Here is a 20,947-nt window from a genome sequence, read left to right on the forward strand (position 1 = left end):
TGTGCACGCGCGTAGCATCGGCCTGATGACGGTGCGTCGGGTATGCCGTTTGGTAATGGTCACCGTGTTCGTTGCCGCCGGCATTGCGCTGGCCCCGGCCGGCCACGCCTGCGCGTGCGGTGCCGCGGTCGCCCCGCCCGGCGCGAACGCGACGATGAATCGTGAAGTGGCGCTGATTCATTGGGACGGGACGACCGAGACGATCCTGATGCAACTCGCGATGGACGCCTCCACCGACAACGTCGCCCTGGTGGTGCCGACGCCGAGCCCGGCGACGGTCGCCGCCGCCGACAAGGCGACGTTCACCGAACTCGATCAGCTGACCGCGCCGCAGATCCAGCATCACCGGCACTGGAAACTGGGGGCGCTTGCGGGCGCCTCGCCGAGCAGCGAGGGCGCTTTGGCCGGTGCGAGGGCTCCGGACGTGCTGAGCCAGGTGCGCCTCGGCCCGCTGGAGGCCACCACGCTGGCCGGCGGCGATCTGCGTGGTCTGCGAGAGTGGTTGGACGCCAACGGATATGCGATCAAACCGGCGGTGTCGCAGGCACTGGAACCGTACGTGACGGCTGGGCGTTTGTGGCGCTGCGGCTGACCAGCAGCGCACCGATGGTGGGCGGGCTGGACCCGGTGCGATTGATCTTCCGGTCCCCGCAACTGGTCTACCCCATGCGCCTGTCGGTCGCCGCCGCGTCCCCGCAGCATGTCACCGTCTACACGTTGTCCGACCACCGCCAGCAGCGCACCGACGCCGACAGGTCCTGGCAGACCACCGAGGTCCGGTTCGCCGGAAACGTCGCCGGTGCCGTGCATGACCCGACGCTGCTCGAATTGGTCGGCAATCACGGCGCGTTCCTGACCAAGACGTCCGTGGCCATTGGTCAAACCTCGCGCATCACTTCGGATTTCGCGTTCGGCAATGCTCCGGGCGACGATCCCTACCGGCAGGTGATCGTCGTCAACGACGACGTCGCGGTGCCGGTGGAGTTCGTGGTGCTGGGGGTCCTGCTGGTGGCGGGCTTCGGGTCGGCGCTGGCGTGGGTGGTCTTGCGACGCCGGCGCTCAAATGTGCGCTGAGGGCGTTGAGCGTGAAGCTACGGCTTTGCGGGTGAACCCTGGGCGCAGATCTGCCGAAGATCCCGCCCTGACCGCACACCCAAAGCCGTCCTTTCACACTGAACGCCAACGATTCACCCGCCCACCGCCGCGCCGGAGCGCGAAGCTAGGAAAGTCCCGCCACGTCCGGATGCGCAACCAGCCGATCGAGGAACTCCCGCTGGCCTTTCAACAGCTTGCCGCGCGCCTGCGTCACCGCAAACCAGCCGACCCGATCGACCTCGGGGAACTCCCGGACCTTGCCCGAACCGCGCGGCCACTCCATTTCGAAGGTGTTGCTGCGCGCGTCGGTGACGTCCAGGTCAGCCCGGACGGCGAAGGCGGTGACCACCTTGCCGCCGGGTTGTTTGACCGCGCCCAAGTCGATCCGCGGACCGTCGGGCACCTCCAGCCCGAGCTCTTCGCCGAACTCGCGCCGCGCGGCCTGCCACGGGTCGTCCCCCTGCGCGTACTCGCCTTTCGGGATCGACCAGGCGCCGTCGTCCTTGCGGGCCCAGAACGGACCGCCCGGATGCGCGATCAGGACCTCGACCGCCCCGGCCCGCTCCCGGTACAGCAGCACACCAGCGCTCAACTTCGGCATCGGATGTCAGACTCCAGGGTCTTCAACGATGCCTGCGGGTGGCCGAGCAGCACAGCATGAGTTCCACCCGGCTATTACACCCGAGATGCGGTGTGAGCGTAGCGGCCGTAATGCTTGACTGCCGGTATGCAACTACGCCCGGTCAACGTTCTGATCACCGTCGCCGCGCTGGGCAGCGCTGCGGTGGGCGGCCTGTTCTTCGCGTTCTCCACGTTCGTGATGCGCGGCCTGGATCGCGTCAGCGCGCCCGTCGCGATCACCGCAATGCGCGGCATAAACGCTGAGGCGCAGGCGAATATACCGTTCTTGCTGTTGTTCTTCGGGACAGCTGTCGCGGCGCTGGCGGTCGGCGTCGTCGCGGTGGTACAGCTGCGCCGATCCGGCAGCGGCTACCTCCTGGCCGGGGCGATCCTGGCCGCCGCCGCAGTCGTCGTCACAGCCGCCTTCAATGTGCCACTGAACAACCAGCTGGACAGTCTCGGCCCCACCACGGATGCCGCCCCAGCCTGGCGCGACTACGCCGGTCCGTGGACGGCGTGGAACCACGTCCGCACCGTCTGCCCGTTGCTGGGCGCGGCGTTGCTCGGCGTCGGACTCTTCCGCCGTAGTTAGGCAGACCTAACAACGTCGGCTACGCTCGCAGCGTGTCACATCAAACCGATTCTCTGACCGGCGAATCCCCGAGTGCCGGGTTCGACGCCCCGAAAAGTCTGCGCGAATACGCCTGGACCACGGTCATCAACACCGTGCCGCCGGTGTTGGCCTACTACGGACTGCGCATCTTCGGCGTCACGCCCTACCTGGCGCTGGTCGGCGCGATCGTCGTCGCCACCCTCCAGGGCCTGTACACGCTGGTACGCAAACGCAAGGTCGAATTCGTCAACATCGCCGTGCTGGTCTGCGCCGCGGTTTCCCTGGCCGTCGCGTTCACCACCAAGAACCCGCGCATCGTCCAGGTCACCGAACTCATCCCGACCACTTTCATCGTGTGGTCGGTGGTGGTCAGCGGCGTGGCCCGGAAGCCCAGCTCGAAGATGATCACCGGCGCGATCATGCCCAGCCTCGCCGACGCGGCCCTGCCGCAACGGGGCTGGACCGAGCAGGACATCCGCGACTGGCACAGCTTGCACACCCGGCTGTGCGTGCAGCTGGGTCTGGTCTGCGCCGTGTTCCCGTTCGCCGCGGTCGCGTGCATCTTCACCCTGCCTGTCGACATCTCCCAGATCCTCATCGTCACGGTGGGCTCGGCCCTGCTCGTCGCCTGCATCACGGCAGCCACCACGTTGTTCCGCAAGTTCGTCCAGCAGCGCGACGCGGCGGCCGCCGCACGCGCCGCTGCTTGACAGTGACTGCCATAACGGCATAGCTTGCCGCTGGTGACCAGACCAGCTCAATTGCGCGTCATCCAATGGGCCACCGGCGGCGTCGGCAAGGCCGCCATCGAATGCGTCCTGAACCATCCGGAGCTGGAACTGGCCGGATGCAAGGTGCACAGCGCGGCGAAGGACGGCGTGGACGTCGGGCAGATCCTGGGCATCCAGGACATCGGCGTCACGGCGACCACCAGCATCGACGAGGTGCTCGCCGTCGAGGCCGACTGCGTGATGTACAGCCCGCTGGTTCCCAACGACGACGAGGTCATCGCGATCCTGCGTTCGGGCAAGAACGTGGTGACCCCGGTCGGCTGGGTGTATCCAGACCTGACCAACCCCCGGCACAAGGCCGTCGCCGACGCCGCAACCGAGGCCGGGGTGACGCTGCACGGTTCGGGCATCCACCCCGGCGGCATCACCGAACGATTCCCGCTGATGGTGTCGTCGCTGTCCTCGGCGGTCACCCACGTGCGGGCCGAGGAATTCTCCGACATCCGCACCTACAACGCCCCGGATGTGGTGCGGCACATCATGGGTTTCGGCGGCAGTCCCGAGGAAGCGGTGCAGGGCCCGATGGCCGGACTGCTGGAAGCCGGCTTCAAACAGTCGGTGCGAATGATCGCCGATGTCATGGGTTTTCGTATCGATCCGGCGATCAGGACGACCCAGGACATCGCCGTCGCGACCGGCGACATCGACTACGACCCGGTTCCGATCGCACCGGGCACCGTCGCGGCGCGGCGGTTCCGCTGGCAGGCCCTGGTCGACGGGGAGCCGGTGATCACCGCCGCGGTGAACTGGCTGATGGGCGAGGAGAACCTGGACCCGGCCTGGGATTTCGGCGAGCAGGGCGAGCGCTTCGAGGTCGAGATCACCGGCGACCCCGACGTGAGCCTGACGTTCAAGGGATTGCAGCCGGAGTCGATCGCCGAAGGACTGGTCCGCAACCCGGGCATCGTGGTCACCGCCAACCATTGCGTCAATGCCATCCCCTACGTCTGTGCCGCCGAACCCGGCATCAAGACCTATCTGGATCTGCCGCTGCTCGCCGGACGCGCAGCGGCGAAATTCGGTGGATGAGCGGTGTTCTCGGGATCGGCTCGTTGCGATGACCGGCGAGTCGCTGCGGGATCGCCAGCGCGCCCAGATCCGCGCCGACATCAGGCGCGCGGCGTTCCGGTTGTTCACCGAACGCGGCTACGACGCGGTGACGACGGAGGAAATCGCCACCGCCGCAGGGGTTTCGCCGCGTACCTTCTTCCGTCACATGCCGACGAAGGAGGAGTTGCTGCTGGCCCCGGTGCGCCACGGCGGCGCCGCGATCGTGAACCTGCTCGAACAACGACCCGCCGACGAGTCGCCGGATGTGGCCCTGGTCAACGCCATCACCATCCGGACCCGGTCGTTCGACCGGGCCGACTGCGACGAATGGCGGGCGGCGTTGCTGGTCGCCCCGGATCTGCTGGACAAGGTCACGCTGCACACTCAACAGGACCGGGAACGGGCCACCAAGCTGATCGCCGAGCGCATGCGCGCCGACCCCGATCGCGATATCCGGCCCGGGCTGCTGGTCGAACTCGGTTTCGCCGCAGGCGATTACGGGTTCCGGCAATGGGTGCGTGCGACGTCGACTTCGCGGTCGCTCGACGAGTACGTCACCCGGTCCCTCGAAGCGGTCAAGAGCCCGCACTGGGGTTAGCGATCCGCACCGGCTCCCCGTCCAGCCACGCCACCACCGCCTCCACCGTGTCGGCGTAGAACGCGCTCATCATTTCCCGGGTGACGTACCCCAGATGGGGCGACAACGTCACGTTCGGCAGCATGCGCAGCGGATGCCCGGCCGGCAAGGGCTCCACGTCGAAGACGTCCAGACCCGCCCCCGCGATGCGGTTACCTGCCAGCGCGTCGATCAGCGCGGCCTCGTCGACCAGAGGTCCCCGAGAGGTGTTGACCAGAAAGGCGTTTGGTTTCATCAGGCTCAGTTCGTGCTCACCCACCACGCCCCGGGTCCGCTTCGAGAGCACCAGGTGCAGCGAGACAATGTCGGACTGCGCGAACAACGCCGCTTTCTCCACCCGGCGAACCCCGACCGCGGCAGCGGCCTCCTCGGTCAGATTCTGGCTCCACGCAATGACTTCCATTCCGAACACCTGCGCGTATTCGGCCATGCGCTTGCCGACCCGACCCAAACCCACCAAGCCAAGTGTCTTGCCGGACAGCGTCATACCGACGGTGCGCTGCCAGCCGCCCTCGCGCATGCGTTGATGCTCTTCGGCCAGATTGCGGACGGTGGCAATCAGCAACCCCCAGGCCAATTCCGGGGTCGCGTCGCGCACGGCGCGGAACCGGGGATGCGCGAAATCGGTGTGGGCCACCAGGATGCCGTGCTCGGTGGCGGCGGGCAGGTCCAGGTTGGGCAGATTGCGGCCGACGATGGTGATCAACTTCAGGTTCGGCAGTCGCTCGATCAGGCTGCGCGGCAATGCCATTCGCTCACGCAGCGTGCACAGTACCTCGAACGGCAGCAGCGCTTCGGCGGCCTCGGCTTCGGACAGGTGCCGGTCGAAAACGGTGAGCTCGGCACGGTTGCGGACCGGCGACCAATCGGCGAGATCCAGTGCGACGCCGGCGTAGTCGTCCAGGATCGCCACTCTGGGCGTGCGGTCTTCCATCAGCGTGCGGCCGCGGACGTGCGCTGGGGCCCGGCGTAATGCCGCCACGCCGCCCACGTCCGGCTGTACAGGCCGGGCACCACCTGCGGATCCGGACCGTCGATGACGACGGCGGCCCGGTCTTCGGAGTAGGCGGGCCAGCCCGGCGAGCCGGAGCGGGCGAACTCGACCCAATGCTGTTGCAGCCAGTCGCTGACGGCGCGGTATTCGCGGCGCCCGCCGACCGCCAGCGCCTGAGTGCCGGCACCCCCGAAGACCAATGGGACGTCGATGGCATGGATGGCGCCCATCCCGATCCGGCGCAGCACGGGTGGCGCGTAGTCGATGCGGTACAGATAGGTCGGAGCGTGACGAGCATGGCCGTCGGCGGCCGCGATCATCGGCCGGACGAAGAAGCAGTCGGTGGCCAGCCGCGTCAGCGCCGCGGCGCTGGGATAGTCCGGGTAGTGCGCGAGCACTGCGTCACGGGCGTCGGGGTCGGTGGCGGCGAACATGCGGTCCACCCGCGCCGGTGTCGTCGGGAACAGGTCCACGAACGGGCGCACCGGTATCCAGCCGGCGTGACCCATCTCGTTGCGCATCGAGCCGGTGAGCAACGGGACGCGGTGAGCGCGCCCGGCGGCGATTGCCGTCGTCGGGTCCTCGGGCAGGAAGTCGCCGTCGACGACCGGCGCCAGCGACATCTGGCACGGCACAGCGCGCGCGGTGCGCAGCATCACCCGGATCGCGGCGCTGGTGATCGCGGTGGCGGGGGCGGCGCGCAGGACGTCGGCGGTGTCGCCCCCGTCGGCGCCGAGCGCCTCGACCACCCGGCGTGCGGTCTCGGCGGCCTGGTCGGGCGTGCGTACCGCGTCCGGAATCGGACTCTGCGCGATCACCCGATGGAACAGCCCGCGCGCGGCGGGCACGGCGAGGTGCGTCATCACCGCGCTGGCACCCGCGGACTGACCGCACACCGTGATGTTGTCCGGATCCCCGCCGAACGCGGCGATGTTGCGCCGTATCCAGGCCAGCGCGGCGACCTGGTCGCGCAGACCGAGGTTGGCGTCGAAGTCCGGTGAGTACCGGGAGAAGTCGACGAAGCCCAGGCCGCCCAATCGGTAGTTGACCGTGACCAGCACGATGCCGAAGCGGCGCACCAGCGGCATCGGGTCATGCACCGGCAACGCGGCACTGCCCTCGAAATAACCGCCGCCGTGGATGAACACCAGCACCGGTCGGGTCGTCGCCGCGCTGACGGGCGCGCAGACGTTGAGGGTCAGGCAGTCCTCGTGCTGAATCTGCCGCTTGATGACGCCCAGCGGCGAGCTGAACCGATGCGAGTGCGCGGCGTTGCCGAAGCGGGTCGCGTCGCGCACGCCGGTCCAGGGTGTGACGGGCTGGGGCGCTTTGAAGCGCAGCGGCCCGACCGGCGGAGCGGCGTACGGCAGGGAACGCCACACGATGACATCGTCATACCGACGTCCACGGACAACGCCCGTCTCGACGGAAACCTCGGTCACCGACCCAGTGTGCCGCACGATGATGTCGCGGTTACCCGACGTGGAGGAGCTTTGCGGCGTGCGACGTCCAGAACTGACGGCACCGTCCTTCCCGAGAGACGATCGGCTTGCTACAGCTGTAGCAACTGAGCTACGTTCGTTGCATGTCCGCCACTGTCCCCGCTCGCGAGCTGCGCAATCACACCGCCGAAATCCTGCGGCGAGTCGAGGCGGGCGAGGAGATCGAAGTATTGCGAGAGAATCGGCCCGTTGCCAAGATTGTTCCCCTACCTCGGCGGCGACCGTGGCTTCCCGCGGCCGAGGTCATCCGCGAGTTGGAGCGGCTCGGTCCCGACTCCACCGGTCTTCGCGACGAGTTGAGGGACGCGCTGACGGACACGACCGACGATCTCTCGTGGTGACGGTCCGCCGCGCGCTGGCCGACACCTCGGTGTTCGTCGGCCTGGAAGCGGCGCGGTTGGATGCGGATCGATTCGCCGGGTACGAATGGGGCGTGTCGGTGATCACGCTCGGTGAGCTGCGTCTCGGCGTACTGCAAGCCACTGGTCCCGAAGCGTCAGCACGACGCCTCTCGACTTATCAACTGGCCCAGCGGTTTGAACCGTTGAATATCGATGAGCGGGTCTCTGAGGCCTGGGCGCTGCTGGTCTCGCGTCTCCGCGCGGCCAATCGCCGGGTCCCCGTCAACGACAGCTGGATCGCGGCGACCGCAATCGCACACAACATTCCGGTCGTCACCCAGGATCGCGATTACGCCGATATGCCCGATATCGAGGTCATTGCGATTTGATCAGCGCGGCGCGCGCCAACGTCTGTTCGGCCATCTTCACGTGCGCCGCATCGACGAGCACCCCGTTGACCCCGACCGCGCCGCGCCCGTTGGCCTCGGCTGCTCGATAGGCATCGACATTTCTTTGCGCCAAGGCGATTTCGTCGGAGGTCGGTGCGTACACCCGGTTGGCGACGGGCACCTGGTTCGGGTGGATCGCCCACTTGCCGGTATAGCCCATCAGCGAGGCGCGCCGGGCGTCGCGTTCGTAGCCGTCCAGATCCTGGTAGTCCGGATAAGGCGCGTCGATCGCGTCGATGCCCGCGATGCGGGCCGCCACGAGCACCTTGTTGCGCGCGTAAGACCAGAAATCGCCGGGGTATTCGCCGAGGGGGACGAAATTGGTGTCCACCCGCGCGCCCTGGGACAGCGAGAAGTCGCCGACCCCGAAGATCAACGCGTCCAGCCGTGGGCTGGCGGCCGCGATGGCCTCGGCGTTGGCCAGTCCCTCGACCTCTTCGATGAGCACCTCAAGACGAATCCGCCTGTCCAGCTGCAGTTTTGCCTCCAGCTGAGTCAGCAGCATGTCGACCCACCACACGTCGCGGGCGGTGCGGGGCTTGGGGATGATGACGGTGTCGAGATTGTGGCCGGCTTTGGTCACCACCTCGATCAGGTCGTCGTGGCACCACGGGGTGTCCAGTCCGTTGATGCGGATCGCGCGGACGGTGCGGCGCCAGTCGATGTCGTTGAGCGCCCCGATCGCCTTGGCCCGCGCGGATTCCTTGAACGCCGCCGGTACCGCATCCTCGAGGTCGAGGAACACCAGGTCGGCACCGCAGCCGGCGGCCTTTTCGAACATGTTGTCGTTGCTCGCGGGCACCGCGAGCTCCGAACGCCGGAGCAAGCCGGTCATGAATCCGCCTCTCTCACAACACGCCTCGGGCGTGCAGTGCGTCGATGTCGTCGTTGCCCAGGCCCAGTAGTTCGCCGTAGACCTCGGCGTTGTGCTGCCCGAGGCCGGGTCCGAGATGCTCGACCGTCCCGGAGGCCGACGAGAACCGCGGCACGGGCGCCTGCACCGTCATCGGACCGAGCTGGTCGTCGTCGACCGAGACGAACACGTTGCGGTGGGCGAGCTGGGCATCGCCGACCAGATCGGTGATGTCGTAGACGGGCGCCGCGGCCACCTCGTGCGCTTCGAAAACCTCCATCGCCTCCGAAAGCGTCTTGGCGGCCACCCAATCCGCGACCACGGCATCGACTTCCCGGGCGCGGGCGAGCCGGCGTTGGGGATCGGAGAAGTCCGCGTCGTCAACCAGGTCATACCGGCCGATGGCCCGGAACACCCGAAGCGCCAACGCCGGCGAGCTACCCGACATCGCCAGCCACCGGCCGTCGGCGGTCCGATAGGTGTTGCGCGGAGCCGAGATGTCCCAACGGTTGCCGGATCGCTCCGGCACCAGACCGAGCTGGTCATACCCGAGCAGTGTCTGCTCGAGCAATCGGGCAAGCGGGTCAATGAGATTCACGTCGATCAGCTGACCAGGCCCGCCGTGCACGTCGCGGTGATACAGCGCCATCATGACCGCGTACGCCGCATTCAGCGACGCCACGCCGTCGGCCAGCATGAACGGCGGCAGCGTCGGCGGCCCCCCTTCCTCTCCGGTGAGGTGGGCGAATCCGCTCATCGCCTCACCGAGCGTGCCGAATCCGGGCCGTTCGCTTTTCGGGCCGGTCAACCCGTAGCCGGTGATGTGCAGCATGACGATGCGATCGTTGACGGCCCGCAGGCTTTCGTAGTCCAGGCCCCACGTGCGCAACGTCTGCGGCCTGGTGTTGAAGATGGCGACGTCGGCGTGCTCGACCAAGCGGCGCACCAGATCCTGTCCCTCGGCGCAGCGCAAATTCAAAGTGACGCAGCGCTTGTTGCGCGAGATGGACTTCCACATCAGCCCCACACCGTCGCGCTGGTTCCCCCACGCCCGGATCGGGTCGCCCAGCCCGGGCTGCTCGACCTTGATCACCTCGGCGCCGAACTCACCCAGATAGGTCGCGACCAGTGGGGCGGCGGCCAGGGTGGCCAGGTCGAGCACCCGCAGGCCGTCAAGCATGGGCGGCGACCGGGCGTTGCAGGCCCAGATGGCCACGCAACGTCGACGACTCGTAGGCGGTGCGGAACAGCCCTCGCCGCTGCAACTGAGGCACCACCATGCGCACCACGTCCTCAAAGGCACCCGGCAGATGCGTTGCCGCCAAGACGAATCCGTCACATGCACCGGTCTCGAACCAGTCCGCCATCTGATCGGCGACCTGCTCGCCGGTGCCCACGAACCGCGGCCCCTGCAACAATGTCGCCCGGTGACCGGCCAGGTCGCGAACGGTCACGGTGTCCTTGCCGATATGCGTGCGCAGATTCTGCACCAGCCCGCGGATGCCCGACACCGAGGCGATGAGTTCGTCGGTGACCGGGTCGTCCAGATCGTGTTGCGCGAAGTCGTAATTCATCAGCTCCGACAACAGGGTCAGCGACGCCATGGGATGCACCAGGTCGTCGAGGAACATCGCCTCACGTTCCTTGGCATGTGACTCCGATTCGCCCACCACGGCGTAGGCCATCGGGCAGATCCGCACCGCGCCGGGATCGCGTCCGGCCTCGGCGATGCGCTCCTTCTGATCGGCATAATGGCTGCGGGCGATGTCGATTCCGGGGTCGCCGGTGAAGATCAATTCCGCCCAGCGCGAGGCGAATTCGCGCCCGCGGCCCGACGAGCCCGCCTGGATGATGACGGGTCGCCCCTGCGGTGTGCGCGGCACGGTCAGCGGCCCGCGTGCCGAGAAGTACTGCCCCACGTGACCCAGCTCGTGCACCTTGTCCGGATCGGCGTATCGACCCGAATCACGGTCGTGCAGGATCGCGCCGTCCTCCCAGGTATCCCACAACCCGGTGACCACGTCCATGAATTCGTCGGCCCGGTCGTAGCGTTCGTCGTGACCGAGATGTGCGTCGACACCGAAGTTCTGCGCCTCGCTGTCGTTGACCGAGGTCACCACATTCCAGGCGGCGCGACCGCCGGACAGATGGTCCAGCGAGGCGAAGGTCCGCGCGACGTGGAACGGCGGGTAGTAGGTGGTGGAGTAGGTGGCGCCGAGCCCGATGCGCGAGGTGGCCTCGGCCAGCACCCCGAGCACCACACCCAGGTCGAGCTTGACCGGACGGGCGCCGTACCTGACGGCATCTGCCACCGATCCGCCGTAGACCCCGGGCATGGCCAGCCGGTCGTCGAAGAACATCAGGTCGAAGCAGCCCTCTTCAAGCTGACGGCCGATCTTCGCGTAGTAGGCCGCGTCGAGGTAGCGGTGCTCGGTGGCGGGGTGTCGCCACGATCCGGCGTACACGGAGGTGCTGCCGGCTTGCATGAAGGCAACAAGGGCCATCTTGTCTGCTCGCATGGTTGGCGAATCTAACATCTGATATATCAGATTTCAAATGTGGTGTTTGTTACGCTAGGCCGGTGGCCATCGACATCTCCGGCACCGTGCGCGAGCGGGCCGCGCGCGAACTGCGCGACCGCATCCTCACCGGCGCACTGCCCGCCGGCGCGCGTATCGACCTCGACGCGATCACCGAGGAATTCGCCACCAGCCGGACCCCGGTTCGTGAAGCGTTGCTGGAGCTGTCTTTCGAGGGCCTGGTTCGCGTCGCCCCGCGTAGCGGCGTGACGGTGATCGGCATCAGCCCGGACGACGTGCTGGACAGCTTCACCATCCTGGGCGTGCTGACCGGGCAGGCCGCGGCGTGGGCCGCGCAGCGGGTGGACTCCGACGAACTCGCGATGCTGCGCGAACTCGCCGCCGACGTCGCCGCCCGCTCCGGCGAGGACAGCATCGGCGAGGCCAACTGGCACTTCCATCAGAAGATTCACCGCGCGGCGCACTCGCCACGGTTGATGGCCCAAATCAGGCAGGCCGCGCGAGTCGTGCCGACGAACTTCCTCACCCTGTTCCCAGACCACGAGAAGCATTCGCTCGACGAGCACCGGGAGCTGCTCGATGCATTGGCCGACAAGGACGTCGAGCGGGCCCGCACCATCGCCGAACGACACGTTTTGGACGCCGGACGCTCGCTGGCCGAGTGGTTGGAACGGCGCGACTAGGGTTCTAGCGTGCCCGACATTCCCCCGCAGTTTCGGCGGTCGGCTGACGCACCAAATCCGCGCACGCTCATCGACATCGTCCACGAGACCGCGGCCCGCTATCCGGACGCGGCGGCAATCGACGACGGCGAGGTGCAGCTGACCTACAGCGAGTTGCTGGAGGATATGGATGCCAGCGTCGCGTGGCTGGCCGCCCGCGGCATCGGCCGCGGCGACCGGATCGGCATCCGGATGCCGTCGGGCAGCTACTCGTTGTACGTCGCGATCCTGGCGGTGCTGGCCGCCGGCGCCGCCTACGTGCCCGTCGATGCCGACGATCCGGACGAACGGGCCGAGCTGGTCTTCGGCGAAGCCGACGTGGTTGCGGTGATCAGCGAAAAGGGCATTCAACGAACCCAGGGCGCGTCCCGCGGCTGGCGGGCACAGGCCCCGCTGGCCCGCGACGACGCATGGATCATCTTCACCTCCGGATCCACCGGTACCCCCAAGGGTGTCGCCGTGACTCATCGTAGCGCCGCAGCTTTCGTAGATGCTGAGGCGCGAATATTCTTGCAGGACAACCCGATCGGGCCGGGTGACCGGGTGCTGGCCGGACTGTCGGTGGCGTTCGACGCGTCATGCGAGGAGATGTGGCTGGCCTGGCGGCACGGCGCCTGCCTGGTTCCGGCGCCGCGGTCGCTGGTACGCAGCGGTACGGATCTGGGACCCTGGCTGGTCACCCGGGATGTGACCGTGGTGTCGACGGTGCCGTCGCTGGCCGCGCTGTGGCCGGCCGAAGCGCTGGAAGCGGTGCGGCTGTTGATCTTCGGTGGCGAAGCGTGTCCTGCCGAGCTCGCGGAGCGGTTGGCGGTGGAGGGCCGCGAGGTATGGAACACCTACGGCCCCACCGAGGCCACGGTGGTCGCTTGCGCTGCCCCACTCGACGGTTCCGGGCCGATCAGCATCGGGCTGCCGCTGGCGGGTTGGGACTTGGCCGTCGTCGGTGCCGACGGAGAACCGGTGGGCTACGGCGACACCGGCGAGCTGGTGATCGGCGGGGTCGGTCTGGCACGGTATCTGGACGAAGCCAAAGACGCCGAAAAGTATGCGGCAATACCGACATTGGGCTGGAAGCGGGCCTACCGCAGCGGCGATCTCGTTCGCCTCGAGCGCGACGGGCTGTACTTCTGCGGTCGCGGCGACGATCAGGTCAAGATCGGGGGACGGCGCATCGAGCTGGGCGAGGTGGACACCGCCCTGGTCAGCCTGCCGGGGGTAAGTGGCGGGGCGGCAGCGCTCCGTCGCACCACCGCCGGCACGACGGTGCTGGTCGGGTATGTGGTGAGCGCCGACCCCGAATTCGATGTCGGCAAAGCTCGTCTCCAACTCGCCGAACACCTGCCCGCCGCGCTGGTACCGCGCCTGGTTCAGATCGACGAGTTACCCACCCGCACATCCGGCAAAGTCGATCGGGACGCCCTGCCGTGGCCGGCGAACGACGGCACCGACGTGGCCCCGGACCTGGCCGGCACGGCGGGAAGGCTGGCCGAACTATGGCGAACCCTGCTGGGCAGCAACGCCACTGACGTTCAGTCCGACTTCTTCGAGCTCGGTGGCAATTCGTTGGCCGCCGCTCAACTGATCGCGACTTTGCGACAGCAGTACCCTCAGCTCACCGTGGCCGACCTGTACGACCATCCGCGGCTGGGTTCGCTGGCCGGTTTTCTCGACGAACTCGAGGCGCCGCCGCGGCCGACCGAGCGGGTGGTTCGACCGATCCCCTTGCGTGCCCAGTTGATCCAGACGCTGGCGGCACTTCCGCTGGCGGGACTGGCTGCGCTGCAATGGGTTACCTGGCTGGCGTTGGGGAACAATCTCGCCCGTGCCCTGCATGTGGTGCCGTGGACGGTCGCGGTGAACTGGTGGCTGGTCGGGATCGCGTTCGTCGTGTTCGTCACGCCGCTGGGCCGGATGGGCATCGCGGTGTTGTGCGCGCGCATCCTGTTGTGGAACGTCAAGCCGGGCACCTACCCTCGCGGCGGCTCGGTGCACCTGCGGGTGTGGTTCGCCGAGCGGTTGACCGCCGCCAGTGGCGCCCAAAACCTCGCCGGCGCACCATGGCTCGTCTATTACGCCCGTGCGCTGGGTGCCGAAATCGGCAAGGGTGTCGACCTGCATTCGATGCCTCCGGTGACGGGCCTGCTGACGGTCGGTCCGCGCAGCGCGATCGAGCCCGAGGTGGACCTGTGCGGGCATTGGGTCGACGGGGACGCATTTCACCTCGGCGCCATCACGATCGGCAACGACGCAACCATCGGTGCGCGAACGACTTTGCTGCCCGGCGCGGTCGTCGGCAAGAACGCCGACGTGGCACCCGGTTCGAGCGTGGTCGGCAAGATCAAGAACGGCCAGTACTGGAAGGGTTCCCCGGCGGCGAAGTCCGGCCGGGTCAAGCACCCGTGGCCGGACGAACGACCAGCCCCGCGTCCGCACTGGGTGGCTGTCTACGGGTTGACGTCGCTGCTGCTGGCCGGCCTGCCGGTGCTGGCGGTGGCTAGCGGCCTGGCGGTCATCGCGCTGGTCGTTCACCACACCAGCAGCCTGTCGGACGCGGTGCTGCCGGCGTTGCTGTGGGCGCCGGCTGCGACAGTGGCCGCGGTCGCGGTCTACGCAGTGGTGACCGTGCTTGCGGTGCGGGCGTTGTCAATCGGACTGCGCGAGGGCTACCACCCGGTGCGCAGCCGCGCCGGCTGGCAACTGTGGACCACCGAGCGGCTGATGGATGCGGCGCGCACCTATCTGTTCCCGGTGTACGCCAGCCTGTTGACGCCGATCTGGCTGCGGATCCTGGGCGCCCGGGTGGGCCGGGGCACAGAGATCTCCACGGTGTTGCTGACGCCCAAGTTCGCCGTCATCGAGGACGGCGCGTTCCTGGCCGACGACACCATGGTCGCGTCGTATGCACTTGGCGGCGGCTGGATCTACGCGGCGGAGACGACCGTCGGGCGGCGCGCGTTCCTCGGCAACTCTGGTATCGCCCAGCCCGGCCGCCGGGTGCCCGAAGACGGGCTGGTCGCGGTGTTGTCCGCCGCGCCGCCGAAGGCCAAACGCGGTTCGTCCTGGCTGGGCAGCCCGCCGATGCGACTGCGCCGGCGACCCACCGAAGCCGACGAGGAGACCACCTACCATCCACCGACCCGGGTCAAGGTGATGCGGGCCGCGGTGGAGGTCTGTCGGCTGCTGCCGATGGTGGCCACCGCGACGATCGGGTTGGCAGTGCTGGGCGGGTTGCAGGCTCTGGCAACGCGATTCGGATTCTGGTGGACCGCTGTTGGTGGCGGGCTGGTGCTGCTGGCCGCCGGCGTTGTGGCCGGGGTGGTGACCGTGGTGGCGAAGTGGCTGCTGGTCGGCCGGATCAAGGCGGGTGAATATCCGCTGTGGTCGTCGTTCGTGTGGCGCAACGAGCTTGCGGATACCTTTGTCGAAACCGTTGCAGCGCCGTGGTTTGCGCGTGCGGCTACCGGGACACCGGCGCTGAACCTGTGGCTGCGGGGGCTCGGGGCGGCGGTGGGACGCGGCACCTGGTGTGAAAGCTACTGGCTGCCCGAAGCCGATCTCGTCGTGCTGGGCGCGGGCAGCACGGTCAACCGCGGTTGCGTGGTGCAGACCCATCTATTCCACGACCGGATCATGCGGATGGACAGCGTCGTGCTGGAATCCGGTGCAACTCTGGGTCCCCACTGTGTTGCCCTGCCGGCGGCACGGTTGGGTGCCGGAGCATCCGTCGGCCCAGCGTCGCTGGTGGTGCGCGGCGACGAAGTACCGGGATCGACCCGCTGGCAAGGCAATCCGGTGCGGCCGTGGAACTCCGGCCGAAAGAAAACCGGTCGTAAGAACAGGGCCCGGGTCGAAGACACGGCGGCCTGATGTCATCGGCGAAGAAGGGCGCCAAGAACGGCGCGATGGATCCATACCTGCCGCAGAACGGCAACGTCGGATATTCGGTGTCGCGTTACGAGCTGGAGCTGGAGTACAAGGTCGGCATCAATCGACTTTCGGGTACCGCGACCATCACCGCGGTGACCACCACCGAATTGGAGTCGTTCACTCTCGATCTGTCCAGCGCGCTGTCCGTGTCGAAGGTCTGGGTGAACGGCAAGAGCGCAGACCGCTTCAGTTGCCGCAGCGGCAAATTGCGCATCGTTTTGGCATCGAAGCTGGCCTCCGACGCTCCGATGTCGGTCGTGGTGCGTTACGGCGGCAGCCCGAAGCCGCTCCGAACACTGTGGGGCGACGTCGGTTTCGAGGAGTTGACGGACGGTGCCCTGGTCGCCGGACAACCCAATGGCGCCGCGTCCTGGTTTCCGTGCAACGACCACCCGAGCGCCAAAGCCGCATTCCGCATCCAGGTCAGCACCGAAAGCGCTTACACCGCAGTGGCCAACGGCAAGCTGGTCTCGCAACGTGCCCGCGCGTCACAGACCGTCTGGACCTACGAACAACCCGAGCCGACGTCGACCTACCTGATCACATTGCAGATCGGTGTCTACGAACTGGCCCGGTTGACCAGGACACCGGTACCGATCCGCGCCGCGCTGCCCGAACGACTGCGGCGAGAATTCGACCACGACTTCGCCCGCCAACCGCAGATGATGAAGCTGTTCGTCGACCTGTTCGGCCCGTACCCGCTGGCCAATGGTTACACGGTGGTGATCACCGACGACGTCCTCGAGATTCCCCTTGAGGCGCAGGGCATTTCGATATTCGGCGCCAACCATTGCGACGGCAGCCGGGACAGCGAGCGGCTGATCGCCCACGAACTGGCGCATCAGTGGTTCGGCAACTCGGTGACCGCGCGCCGGTGGCACGACATCTGGCTGCACGAAGGCTTCGCCTGCTACGCAGAATGGTTGTGGTCGGAGCACAGCGGCGGGCCCAGCGCCGACGAACTGGCCCGGCACTACCACGCGGAGCTGCGGCACCAACCGCAGGATTTGTTGCTGACGGATCCGGGACCGCGCGACATGTTCGACGATCGGGTGTACAAGCGTGGTGCGTTGACGTTGCACGCGTTACGAGACCGGCTCGGTGACTCGAACTTCTTTGCGCTGCTCCAGGATTGGACCGCGCGATATCGGCACGCGACCGCCGCCACCGACGATTTCACCGGTTTGGCTGCCGGCTACACCGACGAGTCTCTCGAGCCGCTGTGGGAGGCCTGGTTGTATTCGACCGAGGTGCCGTGACTACAGGTTCGCCAGGTCGTCGGGCACGTCCACGGCGTGCTCTTGCAGCACTTCCAGCGGCACCACGTCGAGTGTGCGCTGGTGGGTGGACGCCAGCACCACCGGCGCGGCGCAGCCGTCCTGATGGGCGCGCAGCCAGTTGCGCGCGGTGACGCACCAGCGGTCACCCGGCAGCAGGCCGGGAAACCGGTATTCGGGGATCGGTGTCGAAAGGTCGTTGCCGATGGAGCGCTGGTGCTCGAGGAACTCGGCGGTGACGACGGCGCAGATGGTGTGCAAGCCGCGGTCCTCGTCCCCGGTGGAACAGCAGCCGTCCCGGTAGAAGCCAGTCACCGGCTCGTTGCCGCACGGTTCCAACGGGCCACCCAGCACGTTGCGATCAGGCAAGCGATCAAGCATGCGCTTAGTATCGCGCTTTGCGCCGGGAAAGTAAGCCTGGACCGTGTAGATGGGCTAGGTTCAGCGGCGTGATACTTACGGGCGCTTTCCTGGCAGACGCGGCTGCCGTCGTCGACAACAAACTCAACGTCTCGGGCGGTGTGCTGTCCCGCTTCGGCCTGGGGCCGGACCGGTCGGCCCGCTTCGTGTTGGTGGTGCTGACCCAGGCCGAGCCCGGCAACACCGACCGGCAGATCAAGATCGAGATGCGCCCGCCCACCGACGAGGATCCGATCAAGCTGGAATTCGAGGTGCCGGAGGCCGCGGTCGCCGAGTTCCCCGGTTTCGCGTTCTTCGAGCTGCAACTGCGCCTGCCGACCGACGGCCGCTGGGTGATGGTCGTGTCCGGCGGCACGGGGGCGATCTCGCTGCCGGTGCTGGTGATGGAGATGCCGCCGCCCACCACGTCGTTCGGTCTGTAGGGGCTTTTCTACGGTCGCGGGCCGGATAAGACCTCAGCCCAGCGCAGGCAGCACCACGTCGGTGAGCAATTGCACCGACTTCCACGCCTCTTCCACCGGCATGCCGCCGACCAGGGGGTGCAGCACTACAGGTCCGTAATAGTCGGCACCGCGGATCTCGGCGATCAACTGCTCGGGCGTCAGGAATCGGTACCGCCCCGAAGCCTTGACCTCGTCGAGCGTCTGCAGGCCGGGTAGATGCATGAGAGAGCGTTCCTCGGCCGACCAGCCGCCGTAAGTGACCGCCTCCCAGAGGATGTGGTCGCCGAGCTTGGCCCACGCCTGCTCGGGATCCTCGTGCAGATAGATCATCCCGCGGTTGACCGGTCCCGGCATGATGACGAACGGCCTGATACCGGCCGCCGCGCACAACTCGCGGTAGAGGTCCGCGACCTCCGGCAGGTGATCGGCCAGACTCAGCGGTAATCCGAACCGCGCCGCCCGCCTCGCGGTGGCACGCGATCCGCCCCCGATGTACAGCGGCGGGTGCGGCCGGGTCCACGTTCCCGTGCAGACCGCCGGTCCGGCGCCGGACCAGATGGACAGCATCCGTTCGACCAAGCCGTCCATCAACGTGCCGCGCTGACTGAAATCGACGCCGAGCGTGTCGAATTCGACCGTGCGATAGCCCAGACCCACCGTCGTGTGCAGCCTGCCGCGGCTCATGTTGTCGACCAGGGCGATGTCCTCGGCCAGTCGCACCGGATCCCACAGCGGCCCGAGTGCGCAGTCCACGCTCGCGATCAGCTTCGACGTTCGAGCCAGGAACATCGACGCGGCCATGATCGGATTGCAACTCCAGCCGTGCCCGGTCACGTGATGCTCGTCGACGCTCACCGTGGTGATCCCCCGTGACTCGCCCCACTGCGCGAGTTCCAGTGCGGCGTTGAGTAATTCGCTCTGCTTGCGTGGATCTCCTTGTGGCGAGGCGAAGTTGAAACGCAGGACGGTCAGCAGCATCGCTACTGGGCCTGCGCTTGTACGAACGCGGGAAAGTCGGGGAACAGGGCACGATCGACAACCTCGATGCGGGTGCCGTCGGCGTCGACGAAGTAGGCGAACAGCGCCAGCTCCGAACCCGGTACATCGGCGGTCATTTCGAAGGCGAGGCCGTGGTCCTGAAGCAGTTGGGCGGTCTGGGCCAGGTCGTCGGTGAAGTAGCCGAGGTGGTGAACGGCGTTGCCAGGTGCGGCCGTCCACGGCGTGCCCGGCACCTCCTGGATGAGTTCCAGGTACGGCGCCTGCACCGAGTACACGATCGTCGACGTCAGTTCCCGGGTTTCGCTGGCGGTGCGAAATGGCAGGGTGTAACTCATCGGGGTGATCCACCGGTAACCCGCCACCGCAGTCAAACGGGCCATCGCAGCGTCGAGGTCGGGCACCACGACGCCGGTGTGATACAGGTCTTCGGGTCGAAGCGCGAAGGTCATGAGTTGCTCGCTATCTGTCGGGTGAGCCATGCGGTTTCCCAGAAATTCTCGCTGTCGGCCAACAGCTTTTCGTGTGCCGCTCTCAACACCTCACGCGCCCCGGGATGCGTCTCGGCGACCAACTCGGCCAGGTGGATGGCGTGCAATGGGCGCCCGTCCTGCAGATGCGCCCGAGCCCTGTCGACCAGCGCGTCGGCACCGGCGAGTTCGACGACGTCGGCGGCGACGGCATCGAACCGCACCGGATACAGCTCGGTAGTCGAGCGGTGGTGGAACCAGCCCGAGTAGTTCTCCCAGACGGCGCGCACATCCCAGGCGACCTTCCCGTAGCCTTGCCCCACTTCGTATTCCGCCGGCAAAGCGATCTCGCGCATCAACGTCTCCACGTCCTTGCCGGCGTTCATTCCGGCCACGGTCTGGTCGTGGATGTAGGCGATCGCATCGCACAGCCGAGTCAGTTCGGCTCGGATCCGTTCCGCACCGGCGATTGGTTCGAAGTGGCCGGTGACGAGCAGCTCGGGTTGCAGCTCGCGCACCCGCTCGACCGAGGCGATCGCCGTCAGCGCGTCGCGATACCGGTCGCCGCGCATGGTCACCAGGTTCGGTATGTGGCCGAAGATCGGACCGAAGGTGTTCCCGCACAGGCAGATCCGTTCGTCGGGCAACCACACCACCAGCGAGTCCGTCGTTTCACCGCCGGGCACCGCGATCAGCTCCAGGCGTCGGCTCCCGACCTGCAACGTGAGGGTGTCCTCGAAGTCGAGGTCAACCGTCGGCACGCTTTGGGCGGGTAGCCGCGTGGTACCCAGCCGGCGCTGGATGTCCTGGATCCCGCTTGCCAGGGTGTCTTTGAAGGCGAACGCGCTGCGACTGGCCCGGTACGGGATGAGGCGTTCGTTGTCGTCGCGCCAGAGCCGCCAGTTAGCTTGTGCGACAACAGTTGTCTGCGGATCACGCAGGCTGTCCAGTCCGCCGACGTGGTCGACGTGGCCCTGAGTGAAGATGACGTAGCGCACCGGCGCGGAGTCGACGGCGTCGAAGTTGGCGCGATGCACCGGACCCTCGAATCCCATGCCGGTGTTGACGACGACCCGGCCCTCGTCGGTGGTCAGCAGGTAGGAGTTCGACAGTCCGGGCGAGCACCACAACCCCGAGGCGATCGGCTCTGCTCGTGGCGCGCTGGCCGGACGCATGGCATCAGCGCCGGGTCTGCTGCGATACACC

At 67.4% G+C, this 20,947-nt stretch carries 20 protein-coding genes and 1 pseudogene; 11 read left to right on the forward strand and 10 right to left on the reverse strand.

Features of this window, described 5'->3' with window-relative positions; genetic code table 11:
• Positions 1 to 25 precede the first annotated feature (25 nt).
• Positions 26 to 1,074 (forward strand): annotated as a pseudogene (locus tag AC5Y4D_RS00370) (DUF2330 domain-containing protein).
• A gap of 145 nt (positions 1,075 to 1,219) precedes the next feature.
• Here AC5Y4D_RS00370 and AC5Y4D_RS00375 read toward each other — a convergent pair.
• A complete protein-coding gene (locus tag AC5Y4D_RS00375) occupies positions 1,220 to 1,696 on the reverse strand; it encodes an NUDIX hydrolase (protein ID WP_500036105.1) in 477 nt (158 codons plus the stop codon).
• Positions 1,697 to 1,822: 126 nt separating this feature from the next.
• On the opposite strand from AC5Y4D_RS00375, the gene AC5Y4D_RS00380 reads away from it, so the two are divergent.
• Genes AC5Y4D_RS00380 through AC5Y4D_RS00395 form a run of 4 tightly spaced genes read left to right on the forward strand, consistent with a single transcriptional unit; the run spans position 1,823 to position 4,768 of the window.
• Entirely contained in the window at positions 1,823 to 2,308 is a 486-nt protein-coding gene (locus AC5Y4D_RS00380) for an anthrone oxygenase family protein (RefSeq protein ID WP_500036106.1), read from the forward strand.
• A gap of 32 nt (positions 2,309 to 2,340) precedes the next feature.
• Positions 2,341 to 3,039, forward strand: a complete 699-nt coding sequence (locus AC5Y4D_RS00385; protein ID WP_500036107.1) for a VC0807 family protein — start codon at positions 2,341 to 2,343, stop codon at positions 3,037 to 3,039.
• Between the two features lie 33 nt (positions 3,040 to 3,072).
• Positions 3,073 to 4,149 (forward strand): NAD(P)H-dependent amine dehydrogenase family protein, encoded by a 1,077-nt coding sequence (locus AC5Y4D_RS00390; protein ID WP_500036108.1) that lies wholly within the window; start codon positions 3,073 to 3,075, stop codon positions 4,147 to 4,149.
• Between the two features lie 28 nt (positions 4,150 to 4,177).
• On the forward strand, positions 4,178 to 4,768 hold the full coding sequence (locus AC5Y4D_RS00395; protein ID WP_500036109.1) for a TetR/AcrR family transcriptional regulator: 591 nt from the start codon (positions 4,178 to 4,180) through the stop codon (positions 4,766 to 4,768).
• Here the strand turns inward: AC5Y4D_RS00395 and AC5Y4D_RS00400 are convergent.
• Together AC5Y4D_RS00400 and AC5Y4D_RS00405 are read right to left on the reverse strand one after the other, a co-directional pair.
• Positions 4,746 to 5,741, reverse strand: a complete 996-nt coding sequence (locus AC5Y4D_RS00400; RefSeq protein ID WP_500036167.1) for a D-2-hydroxyacid dehydrogenase family protein — start codon at positions 5,739 to 5,741, stop codon at positions 4,746 to 4,748. The two genes, AC5Y4D_RS00395 and AC5Y4D_RS00400, sit on opposite strands and share 23 nt — an antisense overlap.
• The gene (locus AC5Y4D_RS00405; protein WP_500036110.1) at positions 5,741 to 7,243 is read right to left on the reverse strand and encodes a carboxylesterase/lipase family protein; all 1,503 of its coding nucleotides are present in this window, start codon (positions 7,241 to 7,243) and stop codon (positions 5,741 to 5,743) included. The genes AC5Y4D_RS00400 and AC5Y4D_RS00405 overlap by 1 nt, the downstream gene beginning before the upstream one ends.
• A 143-nt stretch (positions 7,244 to 7,386) precedes the next feature.
• On the opposite strand from AC5Y4D_RS00405, the gene AC5Y4D_RS00410 reads away from it, so the two are divergent.
• Together AC5Y4D_RS00410 and AC5Y4D_RS00415 are read left to right on the forward strand one after the other, a co-directional pair.
• Positions 7,387 to 7,644 (forward strand): type II toxin-antitoxin system Phd/YefM family antitoxin, encoded by a 258-nt coding sequence (locus AC5Y4D_RS00410; RefSeq protein ID WP_499946226.1) that lies wholly within the window; start codon positions 7,387 to 7,389, stop codon positions 7,642 to 7,644.
• The gene (locus AC5Y4D_RS00415) at positions 7,641 to 8,033 is read left to right on the forward strand and encodes a type II toxin-antitoxin system VapC family toxin (RefSeq protein ID WP_500036111.1); all 393 of its coding nucleotides are present in this window, start codon (positions 7,641 to 7,643) and stop codon (positions 8,031 to 8,033) included. Before AC5Y4D_RS00410 ends, AC5Y4D_RS00415 begins: the two co-directional genes overlap by 4 nt.
• On the opposite strand, the gene AC5Y4D_RS00420 is transcribed toward AC5Y4D_RS00415, so the two are convergent.
• From AC5Y4D_RS00420 to AC5Y4D_RS00430, 3 genes are read right to left on the reverse strand one after another with little or no spacing between them, the layout of a single operon-like run.
• On the reverse strand, positions 8,020 to 8,928 hold the full coding sequence (locus tag AC5Y4D_RS00420; protein WP_500036112.1) for an HpcH/HpaI aldolase/citrate lyase family protein: 909 nt from the start codon (positions 8,926 to 8,928) through the stop codon (positions 8,020 to 8,022). The two genes, AC5Y4D_RS00415 and AC5Y4D_RS00420, sit on opposite strands and share 14 nt — an antisense overlap.
• 13 nt (positions 8,929 to 8,941) lie before the next feature.
• The gene (locus tag AC5Y4D_RS00425) at positions 8,942 to 10,126 is read right to left on the reverse strand and encodes a CaiB/BaiF CoA transferase family protein (protein WP_500036113.1); all 1,185 of its coding nucleotides are present in this window, start codon (positions 10,124 to 10,126) and stop codon (positions 8,942 to 8,944) included.
• Entirely contained in the window at positions 10,119 to 11,465 is a 1,347-nt protein-coding gene (locus AC5Y4D_RS00430) for an LLM class flavin-dependent oxidoreductase (protein WP_500036114.1), read from the reverse strand. Before AC5Y4D_RS00430 ends, AC5Y4D_RS00425 begins: the two co-directional genes overlap by 8 nt.
• 62 nt (positions 11,466 to 11,527) lie before the next feature.
• Between AC5Y4D_RS00430 and AC5Y4D_RS00435 the strand changes: the two genes are divergently transcribed.
• Genes AC5Y4D_RS00435 through AC5Y4D_RS00445 form a run of 3 tightly spaced genes read left to right on the forward strand, consistent with a single transcriptional unit; the run spans position 11,528 to position 17,394 of the window.
• Positions 11,528 to 12,169, forward strand: a complete 642-nt coding sequence (locus AC5Y4D_RS00435) for a GntR family transcriptional regulator (RefSeq protein WP_499946231.1) — start codon at positions 11,528 to 11,530, stop codon at positions 12,167 to 12,169.
• Between the two features lie 9 nt (positions 12,170 to 12,178).
• Complete coding sequence (locus AC5Y4D_RS00440; RefSeq protein WP_500036115.1) at positions 12,179 to 16,075, forward strand: Pls/PosA family non-ribosomal peptide synthetase; 3,897 nt, start codon at positions 12,179 to 12,181, stop codon at positions 16,073 to 16,075.
• Positions 16,075 to 17,394 (forward strand): M1 family metallopeptidase, encoded by a 1,320-nt coding sequence (locus AC5Y4D_RS00445; protein ID WP_500036116.1) that lies wholly within the window; start codon positions 16,075 to 16,077, stop codon positions 17,392 to 17,394. Before AC5Y4D_RS00440 ends, AC5Y4D_RS00445 begins: the two co-directional genes overlap by 1 nt.
• Here the strand turns inward: AC5Y4D_RS00445 and AC5Y4D_RS00450 are convergent, their stop codons facing one another.
• Complete coding sequence (locus AC5Y4D_RS00450) at positions 17,395 to 17,781, reverse strand: DUF2237 family protein (RefSeq protein ID WP_499946247.1); 387 nt, start codon at positions 17,779 to 17,781, stop codon at positions 17,395 to 17,397.
• Between the two features lie 80 nt (positions 17,782 to 17,861).
• On the opposite strand from AC5Y4D_RS00450, the gene AC5Y4D_RS00455 reads away from it, so the two are divergent.
• Positions 17,862 to 18,254, forward strand: a complete 393-nt coding sequence (locus tag AC5Y4D_RS00455) for a hypothetical protein (RefSeq protein ID WP_499946234.1) — start codon at positions 17,862 to 17,864, stop codon at positions 18,252 to 18,254.
• A gap of 33 nt (positions 18,255 to 18,287) precedes the next feature.
• Here AC5Y4D_RS00455 and AC5Y4D_RS00460 read toward each other — a convergent pair whose 3' ends face one another.
• The 3 genes from AC5Y4D_RS00460 to AC5Y4D_RS00470 are packed head-to-tail and all read right to left on the reverse strand — an operon-like array spanning position 18,288 to position 20,916.
• Entirely contained in the window at positions 18,288 to 19,253 is a 966-nt protein-coding gene (locus AC5Y4D_RS00460) for an LLM class flavin-dependent oxidoreductase (RefSeq protein ID WP_500036117.1), read from the reverse strand.
• A 2-nt stretch (positions 19,254 to 19,255) separates the two neighbouring features.
• Positions 19,256 to 19,723: a VOC family protein gene (locus AC5Y4D_RS00465; protein WP_500036118.1), complete on the reverse strand. Its 468-nt coding sequence runs from the start codon at positions 19,721 to 19,723 to the stop codon at positions 19,256 to 19,258.
• Positions 19,720 to 20,916 (reverse strand): MBL fold metallo-hydrolase, encoded by a 1,197-nt coding sequence (locus AC5Y4D_RS00470; protein ID WP_500036168.1) that lies wholly within the window; start codon positions 20,914 to 20,916, stop codon positions 19,720 to 19,722. Before AC5Y4D_RS00470 ends, AC5Y4D_RS00465 begins: the two co-directional genes overlap by 4 nt.
• Positions 20,917 to 20,947: the final 31 nt, after the last annotated feature.

The organism is Mycobacterium sp. NGS67, assembly GCF_059812185.1.